Here is a 14,935-nt window from a genome sequence, read left to right on the forward strand (position 1 = left end):
GACCGCGAGCAGCCGGGAGGTCAGCTCGTGACCGCGCCGTGGGCGGCGGACTGCACGACCTTGGCGTACTTCCCGAGCACCCCGCGGGTGTACTTCGGCGGGTGCGGCTCCCAGCCCTGCTTGCGCGCCTCCCAGTCGTCGTCACCTCCGTCGGTCTCGACGTCGAGCCGGCGGTTGGCGACGTCGAGGGTGATGCGGTCACCGTCGCGGACGAAGGCGATCGGGCCGGCGTCGACGGCCTCGGGGGCGACGTGCCCGACGCACAGGCCGGTGGTGCCGCCGGAGAACCGGCCGTCGGTGAGCAGCAGCACGTCCTTGCCGAGCCCGGCCCCCTTGATGGCGCCGGTGATCGCCAGCATCTCGCGCATCCCGGGACCGCCCTTGGGGCCCTCGTAGCGGATGACCACCACGTCACCGGCGGTGATCTGGCCGGCGGCCAGGGCGTCCATCGCGGCCCGCTCGCCGTCGAAGACCCGGGCGGTGCCGGTGAAGACCGACTCGTCGAAACCGGCGGACTTCACCACCGCGCCCTCCGGCGCCAGCGTCCCCTTGAGGATGGTCAGGCCGCCGGTCTTGTGGATGGGTCGATCGAGCTTGCGGATGACGTCGTCGTCGACGGCCGGCGGGGCCAGCGCCTCGAGGTTCTCGCGCATCGTGCGCCCGGTGACGGTGAGGCAGTCGCCGTGCATGAGGCCGGCATCGAGCAGCGCCTTCATCACCATCGGGATGCCGCCGACCTTGTCGACGTCGTTCATGACGTACTTCCCGAACGGCTTGAGGTCGCCGAGGTGCGGGACCTTGTCGCCGATCCGGTTGAAGTCGTCGAGGGTCAGGTCGACCTCGGCCTCGCGGGCGATCGCGAGCAGGTGCAGGACCGCGTTGGTGGAGCCGCCGAGGGCCATGACGACGGTGATGGCGTTCTCGAACGCCTCCTTGGTCATGATCTGGCGGGCGGTGATGCCGCGACGCAGCATCTCCACGACCGCCTCCCCGGACCGGTGTGCGAAGCCGTCCCGGCGCCGGTCGACGGCCGGCGGCGCGGCCGAACCGGGCAGGGACATGCCGAGCGCCTCGCCCACCGCGGCCATGGTGTTGGCGGTGTACATGCCACCGCAGGCGCCCTCGCCCGGGCAGATCGCGCGCTCGATGCGGTCGACCTCCTCACGGCTGATCTTCCCGGCCAGGCAGGCGCCGACCGCCTCGAAGGCGTCGATGATCGTGACGTCGTGGCCGTCGACCTGCCCCGGCATGATCGACCCGGCGTAGAGGAACACGCTGGCCAGGTCGAGCCGCGCGGCCGCCATCAGCATGCCCGGTAGCGACTTGTCGCAGCCGGCGAGCAGGACCGATCCGTCGAGCCGCTCGGCCATCATCACCGTCTCGACCGAGTCCGCGATGACCTCGCGCGACACCAGGGAGAAGTGCATTCCCTCGTGGCCCATGGAGATGCCGTCGGAGACCGAGATCGTGCCGAACTCGAGCGGGTAGCCACCGGCCGCGTGCACGCCGTTCTTCACGGCCTTGGCGAGCCGGTCGAGCGAGAGGTTGCAGGGGGTGATCTCGTTCCAGCTCGACGCGACACCGATCTGCGGCTTGGCGAAGTCCTCGTCCCCCATGCCGACCGCGCGCAGCATGCCGCGGGCGGCCGCCTTCTCGAGGCCGTCGGTGACGTCGCGGGAGCGGGGCTTGATGTCGATCTGTCCGTCCTGGGCGCGCTCGTCGGTCATGCCGTGGAGCCTAGTCCGGGTCGGGGGCACCGCCGGGCCCAGGCTCGTACGCCGAGAAGGTGCGTCAGTCGGCTCCCACCGCCACGAGGCGCGGCTCAGGCGGACTCGGCGACGGCCCTGAGCCGGGCCAGCCCCTTCTCGAAGTCCTTGCCGACCAGCCTGTCCATGGGCACGACCTTCGCGAGCACCCTGCCGAAGCCGCGGTGCTCGCCGTCCATCCGCCAGGTCACCTCGGTGCCGGACCCGGTGGGCACGAAGCTGAACGTGACGTCGTTCGTGGCCGCCCACGGCTTGAGGAAGGCCAGCTTGATCCCGATCGCCTCCGGCGTCGACGACGTGATCTCCATGCTGCCCTCGCCCGCCTTGCGGTTGCCGGCCCACGCGTAGTGGGCTCCCACGCCGGATTCCGGCCCGGAGTAGGTGCGGCGCAGGTCCGGGTCCAGCCCCTCCCAGGGTGACCAGGCGGTCCATGCGTGGAAGTCGTCGACCAGCGCGTGCACCCGCGCCGGGTCGGCCTGGACCTGTGTCGAACGGACGACCTCGAAGTGGCTCATGGCGGCATCCTCGCGCCTCCGCCGAGGGTTTGCCACGTCACACGACGGGTATCGGAAAGTGTTCGGCCGATTTCGCCGGACCATGTCCGACCCCCGGTGGAAAAGAGATGGTGCACATGTCCACGGACACCCAATCCAGATCGGCGGAACAGACCGATCTCAAACGTCATGTCGGCGTGGTCGGGCTGCTGTTCGCCAGCGTCGGCTCGATCATCGGCTCCGGCTGGCTGTTCGGCGCGCTGAACGCGTCCGTCGCGGCCGGACCCGCGGCGATCATCTCCTGGGCCCTCGGCGGCGTGATGATCCTGCTGATCGCCCTGGTGTACGCCGAGCTCGGGACGATGTTCCCCCTGTCCGGTGGTGTCGTCCGCTTCCCCCACCTGGCGTTCGGATCGTTCGCGAGCTACTCCGCCGGCTGGATCACCTGGGTGGCGGTGGCGACCACGGCCCCCATCGAGGTCGAGGCGGCGCTGCAGTACGCCACGAAGTACGCCCCGTTCACCGCGGCGCACACGGTCGCCGGCGAGACCGTCTACACGCTCACCGGGCTCGGCTACGTGAGCGCCGTGATCCTGATGGCCCTCTTCGTCGTCGTGAACTTCTTCGGCGTCCGCTGGTTCGCGCGGGTCAACAACGCCCTGGTCGGCTGGAAGGTCTTCATCATCCTGGTCGTCATCGCGGCGTTCCTGCTGAGCGCGGTGCACGGCGAGAACTTCACCAGCCACGGGTTCATGCCCTCGGGCTGGCACGGCGTCTTCACCGCCATCGCGACGTCGGGCGTCGTGTTCTCCTACCTCGGCTTCCGCCAGGGCATCGAGTTCGCGGGCGAGACCGACAACCCGCGTCGCAACGTCCCGATCGCGGTCGTCGGCTCGGTGCTGATCACCGGCCTGATCTACATCGCCCTGCAGGTCGCCTTCATCGGCGCCCTGGACCCGGCCAACCTGGAGAAGTCCGGCAGCTGGTCGGCGCTCTCGTTCAGCGGCGACTTCGGTCCGCTCGCTGCGGTCGCGACCGCCCTCGGGCTCGGCTGGCTGGCGGTCCTGCTGTACGCCGACGCGATCGTCTCCCCCGGCGACACCGGCCTGATCTACACGACCACGACCTCGCGCATCTCCTACGCGATGGCCAAGAACCGCAACGCCCCGCAGGCGCTGGCCCGCACCACCGACCGCGGTGTCCCGATGATCTCGCTGATCGTCACCTTCTTCGTGGGCCTCATCGTGTTCCTGCCGTTCCCCAGCTGGCAGCAGCTGGTCGGCTTCATCACCTCGGCCACGGTGCTCTCGTTCGCCTCGGGCCCGCTGGTGCTGGGGGCGCTGCGCCGCCAGCTGCCGAACGCCGAGCGGCCGTTCCGGGTCCCGGGCGGCCACGTGATCCCGGTGCTCGCCTTCTGGGCCTCGAACATGATCGTCTACTGGTCCGGCTGGGACATCGTCTGGAAGCTGGGCGTCGCCGTGGCGATCGGCTTCGTGCTGCTGCCGATCTACAAGGTGCTCGGCAACGACGTGCCCGAGCTCGACTTCGCTGCCGGCGCGAGCTGGGTCCTCCCCTGGCTGGGCGGCCTGGTGCTGCTCTCCTGGATCGGCAACTACCCCGAGCCGGCCGCCGGGAACCTGAACATCCTGACGTTCCAGACCTCGGTCCCGCTGATCCTCGTGTTCTCGCTCGCGATCTACGCGCTGGCGATGAAGTTCTGCCTCCCCACCGGGGAGATGGAGCGCCACATCGAGAACACCCGCGCCGAGGCCGCGCTCGAGGACGAGGAGCTCGAGGGCTCGCACTGACCCGAGCCGCCGCACGTGCAGACCAGACCCGCCCCGGCCCTTGCCGGGGCGGGTCTGTCGTCCCGGGTCAGACTGCTGCGGCCCGCACGCACATCACGTCGGGCAGGTCGCTGACCACGTTGCGCCAGGTCTCGCCGCCGTCGGCCGAGCCCCAGACCGCGCCGTTGCGGGCACCGAAGTAGAGGCCCGCCTGCTCGTGGCCGTCGGTGCACATGGCGTCGCGCATCACCGCGACGTAGAACCCGTCGGGGAGTCCCTTGCCGAGCTCCTCCCACGTCTGCCCGGCGTCGCGCGAGCGCCAGACCCGTGCCTTGGCCTGCGGTGGGTAGCGTCCGTCGCCGCCGTTGATCGGGAAGACGTAGACGGTGTCGGGATCGTGCGGGTGGACCACGATCGGGAAGCCGAAGTCGGCCGGCAGCCCGTCTGCGATGGACTGCCACGAGCCGCCGTGGTCGTCGGAGCGGTAGACGCCGCCGTGGTTCTGCAGGAAGAGCCGCTCGGGCCGCTCGGGGTGCCGGGCGACCTTGTGCACGCACTGGCCGAACTCGGGGTACTGCTGCCCCTCGGGCAGGAACTCCGCGCGGATCCCCTGGTTGCGCGGCTCCCACGAGGCGCCCCCGTCGGCCGTCTGGTAGACCCCGCCGGTCGAGAGCGCGGCCGTCACCGAGGCCGGGTCGCCCGGGTGCGGGAGCACCGTGTGGAAGGCCTGGCCGCCGAAGCCGGCGTTCCACTGGGGACGGTGCGGGTGGTCCCAGAGCGCCTGCTCGAGGGCGAAGCTCGCCCCTCCGTCGGTCGAGCGCCAGACGGCGCCCGGCTCGGTGCCGGCGTACACCACGTCGGGCTCGGCGCCGGGGACGAGCTGCCACACCCGCTCGACCTTCGCGTCGGAGCCCTCGGGGAAGCGGATCGCACCACCCGGTGTCTCCTCCCAGGAGGCGCCGAGGTCGTCGGAGCGACGCACCTGGGGCCCGAGCCACGGACTGGAGGTGCCGACGAGCAGCCGCGCCCGGTCGCCACGGGTGTCGACCATGCAGGAGTAGACCTCCTCCATGTCGAAGTGGGGACCGGTGAAGTGCCACTCCTCGCGCCCCTCGTCGGACGATCCGATCCACAGGCCCTTGCGGGTGCCGACCAACAGCACTGTGTCCATGCAACTGCTCCCTTCGCGCGGCGCGCCCCTGACCCCGTTGATCACAGCATGCGCCGCCGACACCTACATTGACCCGGTGACATCTCGGATTTCACCGGTCTGGCTGGTGCTGGTCGGGATCCTGTCGGTGCAGTTCGGCGCGGGCGTCGCCAAGAGCCTCTTCGACGAGGTCTCCCCCACGCTGATCGTCTGGCTGCGGCTGGTCACCAGCGCGGTCGTGCTGGTCGCCATCGCCCGCCCGGCGCTGCGGCGCACGAGCCGTGACTGGCTGGTCGTCGCAGGGTTCGGAGCCAGCCTCGGGGTCATGAACTGGGCGATCTACCAGTCCTTCGCCCGGATCCCCCTCGGCATCGCGGTCACCGTCGAGTTCGTGGGCCCGCTCGCGCTGGCGGTGCTCGGCTCCCGGCGCGTGCGCGACCTGGTCTGGGTCGGCCTGGCGGCGCTGGGGGTGGCCCTGCTCGGCCTCGAGCGCGGCCACGTCACCCTGGCGGGCGTGCTGTTCGCGCTGCTCGCCGGCGTCGCCTGGGCGACGTACATCCTGCTGAGCGCGCAGACCGGACGCCGGTGGCCCGGCCTCGACGGGCTGGCGGTGGCCAGCGTCGTGGCCACCCTGCTGCTCACCCCGCTGGCGCTGGGCGCCGGTCGCTCCGACCTCGCGGACGGACGGGTGGTGCTGCTGGGCGCGCTGGTCGGCCTGCTCAGCTCGGTCATCCCCTACAGCTGCGAGCTCGTCGCCCTGCGCTCGCTGAGCCCCGCGGTGTTCAGCATCCTGATGAGCCTCGAGCCGGCGGCTGCCGCGCTCGCCGGCATCGTGGTGCTCGGTGAGTTCCTCGAGCCGGTGCAGTGGGTCGCGATGGCCTGCGTGGTGGTCGCGAGCGTCGGGGCGACCCGCAGCGGACGCGCCATCACCGAACCCGTCCCGGACTGAGCCGTCCACCTCGTGGCGGAGTTCACGCAGCCGTCACACGACGTTGACGCCGGTGACGCGCACGGCTCCTAGCGTGGAGGCACGACCACGTCACGGGGAGCCGCTCATGTTCACCACCGCACTGCTGACCCAGCCGCTGTCGCCGCTCACGCAGCCGGCCCACCGTCTGGCGAGCGCCGTGCTGAGCTGGCCCGTCGAGTCCCAGCAGCGGGCTCGACGCAACGCCCTGATCGCCTCCACGGCACTCGCACAACGGCGTGCGGAGCTCGACGAGGTCGAGGAGTTCCTCGCCGCTCTCGGCGGGGGCTCGGTCGCGGAGGAGGCAGCCCGCAGGGCTGCGAACGGCTGAGCTCACCGGGCGCTCTCTCCTCCCTGGGAAGACCCGGTGAGCTCAGCCACTCCTCCCGCGTCGGACGTCGACGCTGGGGCACAATCGGGCGCATGCCCGTCCCCGCCACCCGCTCGGTACCCGCGACCCAGGTCGGCTTCCACGACGTGCTCTCCGACGACGGGACCCGGCTGAGCGCCTGGACCAACGACCCGGACGGCGTCATCGACGGACCCACCGTGGTGCTCTGCAACGGCCTCGGCACCAGCCCGTGGACATGGCCGGCGCTGCTGAGCCCCGACTGCGGCGTCCGCGTCGTCTCGTGGAACCACCGGGGCACCGGCGGCTCCGACCGCCCCGCCGACCCCGACCGGGTCGGCATCGAGGAGTTCGTCGAGGACGGGCTCTCGGTCATGGACCACTTCGACATCGACCGTGCGGTGCTCGTCGGCTGGTCGATGGGCGTCAACACGATGTTCGAGCTCGCGCTCGCCCACCCCGAGCGGGTCACCGGGCTCTTCGCGGTCGCGGGCGTCCCGGGCGACACCTTCTCCACGATGCTCGGCCCGTTCCTGCTCCCCCGCTTCGCCGCCCGCGCGGTCACGGTCGGCCTCTCCCGGGTGCTCAAGCTCGGCGGCAGGCTGCTCACGCCCGTCGCCTCGCGGCTCCCGGTGGGTCCCCGCGGCATCGCCGTGCTCTCCCGCACCGGCTTCATGTTCCCCGTGCCCGATCCCGAGCTGGCCGCGCTCGCGGTCGCGGAGTTCCTCAAGACCCCGGTCGAGTGGTACTTCCACCTCGCGCTGCGCACCTCCGAGCACGCCCGGGTCCCGCTCAGCCAGGTCCGGGTCCCGGTCGTGCTGGTGGCCGGCACCTTCGACGTGCTCGCCGGTGCCCGGCACATGGCCACCGCGGCCGAGCGGCTCGCCGACGCGACGTACGTCGAGATCCGGGGCAGCCACTTCCTGCAGATGGAGCACCCCGACCGGGTCCACGACCTGCTGCGCGCCTTCCTGGAGCGGGTGGGCTGACGTGCGGACGCGCGCGGCGTCGTCCCTCGCGGGGTGCCTGCTCGCGGCGTGCGTCCTCGCAGGGTGCTCCGACGACCAGACCGCGAGCCCGGACCGGACCGTGACCGCGACCCCGGCGCCGACGGGCGGAGCGTCGTCCGAGGGCCGGTCGTCGCGGGGGCCGTCGTCCGAGTCCCCGTCAACGCCCCGGCCGGCGCGGCCGCCGCGCGTCGTGGGCACCATCGCCACCGGCCTCAGCGTGCCGTGGGGCATCGGCTTCCTGCCCGACGGCGACGCGATCGTCACCGAGCGGGACACCCGACGGGTGCTGCGCATCCACGGCCCCGGGCACCGGGTCGAGGTCGTCGACACGCTCGACGACCCGGTCGGGCCCGGTGACGCCGGCGAGTCCGGGCTGCTCGGCGTCGCGGTGTCCCCCGACTTCCGCAGCGACCGCACGCTGTTCCTCTACCTCACCACCGCGGTCGACAACCGGATCGTGCGCACGACCTACGAACGTGGTCGTCTGGGGCCGCTCGAGGTCGTCCTCGACGGCATCCCGAACGGCTTCATCCACGACGGCGGCCGGCTCGTGTTCGGCCCCGACGGCTACCTCTACGCCTCGACCGGCGAGACGGGGGTCGGCAGCCTCGCCCAGGACAAGAGCTCCCTGGCGGGCAAGATCCTGCGGATCACCCCCGACGGCGACCCCGCCCCCGGCAACCCCTTCCCCGGCTCGCCGGTCTGGTCCTACGGGCACCGCAACGTGCAGGGCCTCGCCTTCGACGACCGCGACCGGCTGTGGGCCTCGGAGTTCGGCCAGGACACCTTCGACGAGCTCAACCTGATCGAGCCCGGCAACAACTACGGCTGGCCGATGGTCGAGGGGCGCGGCGGCCGCGACGGGCTCACCGATCCGCAGGTCGTCTGGGACCCGGAGGTCGCCTCGCCGTCCGGGCTGGCGTTCACCGACGGCCACCTCTGGCTCGGCTCGCTGCGCGGTGAGCGGCTGTGGCGCATCGACGTCAGCGGCCCCAGGGCCACCGACCCCACGGACTTCTTCGTCGGGAGGTACGGCCGGATGCGCACCGTCGTGGTCGCGCCCGACGGTCGGCTCTGGGTGACGACCAGCAACCGCGACGGCCGGGGCGCCCCGGTCGCCGGTGACGACCGGATCCTCCTCGTCGACCCTGTTTGACCATGCCGGATCTGGGCAGGTTCCTGCAGGTAGGCAGCACCGCAGCACAGGCCAGGGGGGACGAGATGGTGGTCGTCGAGGCGCAGCGGGCCAGGAGCCGCGACGCGGACCGCACACGATGACTGCAGTGACCTCGGTGCACGACGTCGTCCCGAAGTGGCCGAGCACCATGCTCCGGCCCCAGATCGAGCTGCGGGTCGGCGGACCCCGCGAGCAGGCGCTCGAGGTGCTCGCCCGCACCCTCCACGCCCACGACTTCCGGACCCGGGACAGCTCCTCCGACGGCTTCCGCGCGCGCTACTGGCGCTGGGCCTGGATGCTCGCCGGTGAGACCGCCTACCGCACCGAGCTGGAGGTCCGGGCGCACGAGTCGTCGATCACGATCTCGACCGCCAGGAACCCCCACCAGAGCGCACCGGCCAGGCGCGCCGCCGAGGGGATCAACGCGGCCGTCGAGGAGCTGCGCTCCCGTGGTGTCGCCGTGCACTGGACGCCGTGGACCGACGAGGACCCCCGCATCAGGCGCAAGCAGGGTCGGCTCTAGCCCGCCGTCCGGCTCGGCGCGCGGGTCCCCACCGTGCCGGTGACCGTGGCCCGGCGCGACGCCCGGCGCAGCGTGGTCAGCACCGCCGGGCCGAGCACCACGAGCGCGACCGAGTTGGTGATCGCGCGGCCGGTGTCCCAGCTGCCCGTGGAGGTCAGCAGCGTGTAGACACCGAAGCGCTGCAGGTTCTCCCACACCGGGTCGCCGGGGACGAACGACAGCGAGCCCTCGTGACCGGGCACCTCGATGCCGAGGGTGAAGGGCCAGCTGGAGAGGTTCATCAGCAGGCCGAAGGCGTACGCCGCGAAGACGCCGTACACCACGAGCATCAGGATCTCGGCCCGGCCGGTCACCCGGCGCGGGAGCAGTCCGGCCCCCATCCCGACCCACGCCGAGACGAGCATCTGGAACGGCAGCCAGGGCCCCACGCCGGCCGTCATCAGCGCCGAGGCGAACAGCGACGTGCAGCCGAGCACGAAGCCGAAGCCGGGCCCGAAGACGCGGCCGGCCAGGATCAGCAGGAAGAACACCAGCTCCACGCCGGCCACGCCCGCCGAGAGCCCGCGCAGCAGCGCGTTGATCGCGCTGAGGACGCCCAGCACCGCCAGGACCCGTGGGTCCATGCCGCCCTCGCTCACCTCGGCGAGCACCACCGCGATCACGACCGGCAGCAGCGCCAGGAAGAGGAACGGCGGATCCACGCGCGCGTGGTCGGGGACCCTCACCAGCAGCGGCCAGGCGAGCATCATCAGGCCGGCGAGCGAGGCGACGGCGAGCACCACGGCGGACCGGGGGGCGAGCGCGACGGCGGGGCGGCTCATGACGCGTCCAGCGCGGCGACGACCTCGTCGACGCGCAGCCACGGGGCGCCGAGGACCTTGGTGACCTGCGGGGCGAACGCGGGTGACTCGGCGACCACGCGGCGTACCGGCCCGGAGGAGACGACCTCGCCGTCGGCGAGGACCACCACGTCGTCGGCGGCCTGGGCCACGAACTCGACGTCGTGGGTGGCCACCAGCACGGCGTGGCCGTCGCCGGCGAGGTCGCGCAGGATCCCGGCCAGCACGTGCTTGGCGGCGTAGTCCAGGCCCCGGGTCGGCTCGTCGAGGAGCACGACGTCGGGCCGGGTCGCGAGCACGAGGGCCAGCGCGAGCGAGAGCCGCTGCCCCTCGGAGAGGTCGCGGGGGTGGTGGTCGTCCGGGATCCCCGGCACCAACCGGTCCAGGATCCGGCGACACTCGCCGGTGCCGCCGTCGGCCGCGGCGCACTCCTCCCCGACGGTCTCGAGGTAAAGCAGGTCCGCAGCGCTCTGCGGCACCAACCCGACCAGTGAACGACGCCCGGCAGCGTCGAGACGAGCCGGGTCCAGCGCCCCGACCCGCACGTCCCCGGAGTGACGGCGGCCGCTGCCCTGCAGCGCCCACAGCAGCGAGGACTTGCCGGAGCCGTTGCGCCCCATCAGGGCGGTGACGCGGCGCCCCGGGAGGGCGACGTCGACGTCGCGCAGCGCCACGGTCGGGCCGTGCACCACGGTCACCCCCCGGGCCTGCAGGCCGGGCTCGGTGGCGATCTCGGGCGTCGGGGGCGGCGTGCCGAGCCGGTCGCCGAGGCCGCGGGCCCGGCGCCGCGCGTCACGCACGCTGAGCGGCAGCGGGTGCCAGCCGGCCGCGCGGCCGAGCTCCACGATCGGCGGCACCACCGGCGAGTCGGCGAGCAGGTCGACCGGGTCCCCCACCCGCACGGTGCCGTCCCCGGTCATCAGGCACATCCGGTCCACGAACGGCACCACGCGCTCGAGGCGGTGCTCGGCCAGGAGGACAGACACCCCGAGGTCGTGCACCAGCCGGGTCAGGGTGGCGAGCACGTCCTCGGCCGCGGTGGGGTCGAGGGCGGACGTCGGCTCGTCGAGCACCAGCAGCCGAGGGTGCATGGTCAGCACGGAGCCGATCGCGACCCGCTGCTGCTGTCCCCCCGAGAGGGTGCGCAGCGCCCGGTGGCGCAGGTCCGCGATGCCGAGCAGGTCGAGCGTCTCCTCGACCCGGCGGCGCATCGTCTCCGGCGGCAGCCCGAGCTGCTCCATGCCGTAGGCCAGCTCCTCCTCCACCGTGTCGGTCACGAAACCGGCGGCCGGGTCCTGGCCGACGTAGCCGACGACGTGCGCGCGCTCGCGCGGTGGCCGGCCCACGACGCTCTCGCCGTCCAGCAGCACGTCACCGTCGAGACGGCCGCCGCTGAACCGTGGGACCAGCCCGGTCACGACCCCCAGCAGCGTCGACTTGCCGACGCCGGTCGGCCCCGACACGAGGACCAGCTCGCCCTCGTCGATGGTGAGGTCGACGCCGTCGAGCACGGGCGCGTCGTCGTAGGCGAACCGGATGCCGCGCAGCTCGATCATGCCGCCACCTCCTGCGGGACGGGTCGCGGCGCGACGTACGGCGTGGTGGGCGGCGGCGCGCAGAGACCGCCGCCGAGAGCGACCGCGACCGCCAGCAGCGAGACCGCGCTGACCTGGGGGAACGACGTGAGGTCGGGGAACGCGAGCGGCACCTGGTTCCTCGCCACCCACCAGCCGAGCGCGCCGGTGACCACGCCCGCGCCGACGACGGCGAGCTCCGGCCACTCCCACGGGTCGGGCCGGTAGCGGGACCGCTCGACCCGGCGGCCGGCGCTCAGCAGGCCCACGACGGCGGCGAGCGTCCCGGCGACGAGCATGGGGAGCGCGAGGTAGCGCGGGGCGGTCCGGTCGAGCACCGCGTAGACGCCGACGCAGATGCCCCCGAGGCCGGCCAGCATCAGCGCGCCGGTCAGCCGCCGGCGCCCGGCCGAGAGGCCGCCGGTGCGGCCGTAGCCGCGGGCGTCCATCCCGGCGGCGAGCGCCAGGGAGCGCTCGAGCGCGTCCTCGAGGACCGGCACCAGGAACCGACGCAGCCGGCCGACGCGGCTGGTGTCCCCGGCCCGGAGGCTCTGGGCGGCGCGCACCCGCCGCGCGCTGTCGGCGAGCTGCGGCAGCACCGAGACCGCGACGACCAGCGCGGTGCCGATCTCGTAGAGCGCCGGCGGCACGGAGCGGAGCAGCCGCTTGGGATTCGCCAGCGAGTTGGCCGCGCCGACGCAGACCACGATGGTGCCGAGGCGGAGTCCGTCGTACAGCCCGGCGAGCAGCGACTCCAGGGTCACCGGCCCCAGCAGGGTGATGCCCGCGACCCAGTCAGGTAGGGGCACCTCCGGCAGGTCGAGCAGCACGGTGCCGGCGTACCCGCCCCCGAAGACGAGCCGGAAGGCCACCCGCACGACCACGATCACCACGGCCATCCCGACGTAGAGCCGGAAGGACCGCGCCCACGGCTGGTCCGACCGCCGCGCGACCACCACGACCGTCGCCACCGCCACCAGGAGCAGCAGCACCAACGGGTTGGTGGTCAGCGAGGCGGCCGTGGCCAGGCCGATGGCCCACAGCCACCAGGCCACGGGGTGCAGGTCGCGCGGGAGTCGGGAGCTCACGACCCGGAGGCCCCCCGTCTGCGGCGCACGACGGCCGTGCCTGCAGCGGCGGCGAAGAGCAGGCCGATGGCGGCCGGGGCCACCCACGACGGGAGGCCACCGGCATCGGTCCCGGGCGGGTCCGAGGTCGCCGAGGCGGGGCTCGGAGACGCACTGTCCTCCGGGGAGGGCGACGCCTCGTCGCTCGGGCCCCGGGAGTGCTTCTTCTTGTCCGCGGCGTCCGCCTTGCCCGGGCGCTTGCCGGGCTTCTGCTTCGTCTTCTGGTCGCCCGGGGCCGTCGAACCCGAGGCAGACGGAGCCGTCGAGGGGGACGTCGACGGGGAGCCGGCGTCGGTCGCGCCGCCGGCCGGGCTGCTGCTGCCCCCGGTGCCGGGACCGGGGCCACCGCCGCTGGTCGTGGGGTGGGACGTGGGGTGCGGCGTCGGGCTCGGCGAGCTGCTCCTGTGCGCCCTCGGGGTGGCCCCCGGCGGGGACTTGGTGGAGCTGCCGTTCCACGACAGGGCGACGTAGCCACCTTCGGGGACCTCGAGCGAGTCCACGCCCTCGGTGGCGTAGGTCCAGGTGCCGGAGGTCCCGTCGGACCACCACAGGCCCCAGTACGCGTCGGCGGGGGGCGTGCGGACGCAGGACTCGTCGTCCTGCGTCGGGAGGCCGTCGACGCGGCAGACGAAGCCGGGCTGCTGCTGCACGCGGGTCAGCGTGAAGCCGGACTCGGTGAGCTGCTGCGCGGCGTCCTTGCCGGCGCCACCGGTGTCGCAGACCTGCTGCAGCCCTCCCCCGAGCTCGTGGTAGTCCACGACCACGGTCACACCGTCGGCGTCGGGGCATGCGGCGGCCACCGCGGGGGCGGCGGGTACGACGAGCCCCACCGCCGCGGTCAGCACGACCGCGGCGGCGAGGCGGGCGACGAGCGCGCGCATCAGCGGCAGTTCTCGACCCGGAGGTAGGCCAGGGCCGGGGCGGCCTGCGAGGTCGCCCGGCGCCACTGGTCGCGCTGCGCGTCGCCGATGCCGTCGCTCTTGGCAGCCTTGAACGCGGCGCGGTCGTAGGCGATCGCACCCCTCTCACCCGCGAACGGGGTGCCGGAGACGTCACCCGAGACCTGCAGTCGCTTCACCCACGCGGCAGCCTCGGCCGCGGGCTTGCAGGCGCCCGCCTCGGCCAGCGCCCAGCCGGCGAGGCCGGTGCTGTTGGCGTTGCTGGCCTCGGTCGCCGGCCCGCCGCCGAAGCTGCCGTTGTCCTTCTGGTGCCGCCTCAACCAGGCCACGGCCGCCTTGATGGAGGACCGCACGGCCTTCGTCTTGTGCGGCGTGGCCCGCAGGTTCAGCACCGCCAGCGCCGTCACGTCGGTGTCCGGGGCGCTGCTCGTGGCCCGCTTGCCCGCGTCGCAGCTCTGGTCCTTCTTGGCCGGCGCGGCGAAGTTCAGCCGGAAGTAGCCCGCGCTGCACTGCTGCTTCAGCAGGAACCGGACGGCCTCGTCCGCCTTGCCGGAACCGGCCTTGCTGAGCCCCCGGGCCGCGAGCGCCTGGCCGATGGTGTTGGCGTAGTCGGTCTGGGCCTTGTCCTGGATCCGCCCGACCGTGGGCTTGCTGCTGCTGACCCGGGCGGCCAGCCGCTTGACCAGGTCGACGCCGCCGTACGAGCGCGGGTCGGCGCCGGTCGACTCGGCCAGCACGAGGGCCTTGGCCACCGAGCCGGCGTAGACCTCGTCGCCGAAGGTCGTCCAGGCGTCGACGTTCCCGGCGAGCGCCTTGCGGACCTGCTTGACGGCCGTGCGGTGGCCGCCGAGGGCCTCGAGCGCGAACGCGGTGTCGGCGGTCAGGCCGTAGTCGTCGAAGTCGTACTGGTCGTTGTGGACGAGCCCGTCGGTCAGCTGGCGGTCGAGCCACTGGCCGCTCCGGTCGGCGGGAGCCGCCTGGGCGGCACCGGCGATCGTGGTGGCGATGAGAGCGCCGGCGGCCAGGACGGCGGCCGGACGGTGGAGGTGACGCATGGTGTTTCCTTCCCGCTGCTGAGCGGGCAGGAACCGAGGCCGACGGCCCGGGCGCCACCCGCTGCTTTCCTCGACAGCGTGTGATCAGGACGCGTCGCAGCGGGTGCTCCGGCTCGCAGTCCCGATCCTGCCGGGGCAGGTGCGGGACGGCCTACGGTTGCGGGTCAGCGCCGGACTTCGACCGGCTTTCCCCAGTGCGGGCGTGATGAGTGGTGGCG

The 14,935-nt window shown here is 73.1% G+C and carries 14 protein-coding genes; 6 read left to right on the top strand and 8 right to left on the bottom strand.

Annotation, left to right across the window (positions count from 1 at the left end; all coding sequences use genetic code 11):
- Positions 1-20: 20 nt before the first annotated feature.
- Both ilvD and ACZ43H_RS12280 read right to left on the bottom strand, forming a co-directional pair.
- Entirely contained in the window at positions 21-1,727 is a 1,707-nt protein-coding gene (ilvD, locus tag ACZ43H_RS12275; RefSeq protein ID WP_464590686.1) for a dihydroxy-acid dehydratase, read from the bottom strand.
- Between the two features lie 95 nt (positions 1,728-1,822).
- On the bottom strand, positions 1,823-2,281 hold the full coding sequence (locus ACZ43H_RS12280; protein ID WP_464590688.1) for an SRPBCC family protein: 459 nt from the start codon (positions 2,279-2,281) through the stop codon (positions 1,823-1,825).
- Between the two features lie 116 nt (positions 2,282-2,397).
- On the opposite strand from ACZ43H_RS12280, the gene ACZ43H_RS12285 reads away from it, so the two are divergent.
- Entirely contained in the window at positions 2,398-4,068 is a 1,671-nt protein-coding gene (locus ACZ43H_RS12285; protein WP_464590690.1) for an APC family permease, read from the top strand.
- A gap of 67 nt (positions 4,069-4,135) precedes the next feature.
- On the opposite strand, the gene ACZ43H_RS12290 is transcribed toward ACZ43H_RS12285, so the two are convergent.
- Positions 4,136-5,218 carry a WD40/YVTN/BNR-like repeat-containing protein gene (locus ACZ43H_RS12290; protein ID WP_464590692.1) on the bottom strand — a complete coding sequence of 361 codons (1,083 nt, stop codon included), beginning with the start codon at positions 5,216-5,218 and terminating at the stop codon, positions 4,136-4,138.
- A 76-nt stretch (positions 5,219-5,294) separates the two neighbouring features.
- Here ACZ43H_RS12290 and ACZ43H_RS12295 point away from each other — a divergent pair, with 76 nt between their 5' ends.
- From ACZ43H_RS12295 to ACZ43H_RS12315, 5 genes are all read left to right on the top strand, one after another.
- The gene (locus tag ACZ43H_RS12295) at positions 5,295-6,146 is read left to right on the top strand and encodes an EamA family transporter (RefSeq protein ID WP_464590694.1); all 852 of its coding nucleotides are present in this window, start codon (positions 5,295-5,297) and stop codon (positions 6,144-6,146) included.
- 106 nt (positions 6,147-6,252) lie between these two features.
- A complete protein-coding gene (locus tag ACZ43H_RS12300; protein ID WP_464590696.1) occupies positions 6,253-6,495 on the top strand; it encodes a hypothetical protein in 243 nt (80 codons plus the stop codon).
- A 92-nt stretch (positions 6,496-6,587) separates the two neighbouring features.
- Complete coding sequence (locus ACZ43H_RS12305) at positions 6,588-7,502, top strand: alpha/beta fold hydrolase (protein WP_464590698.1); 915 nt, start codon at positions 6,588-6,590, stop codon at positions 7,500-7,502.
- 1 nt (position 7,503) lies between these two features.
- The gene (locus tag ACZ43H_RS12310) at positions 7,504-8,679 is read left to right on the top strand and encodes a PQQ-dependent sugar dehydrogenase (protein ID WP_464590700.1); all 1,176 of its coding nucleotides are present in this window, start codon (positions 7,504-7,506) and stop codon (positions 8,677-8,679) included.
- Between the two features lie 127 nt (positions 8,680-8,806).
- Positions 8,807-9,223: a hypothetical protein gene (locus ACZ43H_RS12315; protein ID WP_464590701.1), complete on the top strand. Its 417-nt coding sequence runs from the start codon at positions 8,807-8,809 to the stop codon at positions 9,221-9,223.
- Here the strand turns inward: ACZ43H_RS12315 and ACZ43H_RS12320 are convergent.
- Genes ACZ43H_RS12320 through ACZ43H_RS12340 form a run of 5 tightly spaced genes read right to left on the bottom strand, consistent with a single transcriptional unit; the run spans position 9,220 to position 14,717 of the window.
- Entirely contained in the window at positions 9,220-10,044 is an 825-nt protein-coding gene (locus ACZ43H_RS12320) for an ECF transporter S component (protein ID WP_464590703.1), read from the bottom strand. The two genes, ACZ43H_RS12315 and ACZ43H_RS12320, sit on opposite strands and share 4 nt — an antisense overlap.
- Positions 10,041-11,618, bottom strand: a complete 1,578-nt coding sequence (locus ACZ43H_RS12325; protein WP_464590705.1) for an ABC transporter ATP-binding protein — start codon at positions 11,616-11,618, stop codon at positions 10,041-10,043. The genes ACZ43H_RS12320 and ACZ43H_RS12325 overlap by 4 nt, the downstream gene beginning before the upstream one ends.
- Complete coding sequence (locus tag ACZ43H_RS12330; RefSeq protein WP_464590707.1) at positions 11,615-12,724, bottom strand: energy-coupling factor transporter transmembrane component T; 1,110 nt, start codon at positions 12,722-12,724, stop codon at positions 11,615-11,617. Before ACZ43H_RS12330 ends, ACZ43H_RS12325 begins: the two co-directional genes overlap by 4 nt.
- Positions 12,721-13,644, bottom strand: coding sequence for a hypothetical protein (locus ACZ43H_RS12335; RefSeq protein ID WP_464590708.1), 924 nt, complete (start codon positions 13,642-13,644; stop codon positions 12,721-12,723). The genes ACZ43H_RS12330 and ACZ43H_RS12335 overlap by 4 nt, the downstream gene beginning before the upstream one ends.
- The gene (locus ACZ43H_RS12340) at positions 13,644-14,717 is read right to left on the bottom strand and encodes a hypothetical protein (RefSeq protein WP_464590710.1); all 1,074 of its coding nucleotides are present in this window, start codon (positions 14,715-14,717) and stop codon (positions 13,644-13,646) included. The genes ACZ43H_RS12335 and ACZ43H_RS12340 overlap by 1 nt, the downstream gene beginning before the upstream one ends.
- Positions 14,718-14,935 lie beyond the last annotated feature (218 nt).

The sequence above is a fragment of the Nocardioides sp. DN36 genome (assembly GCF_055380375.1).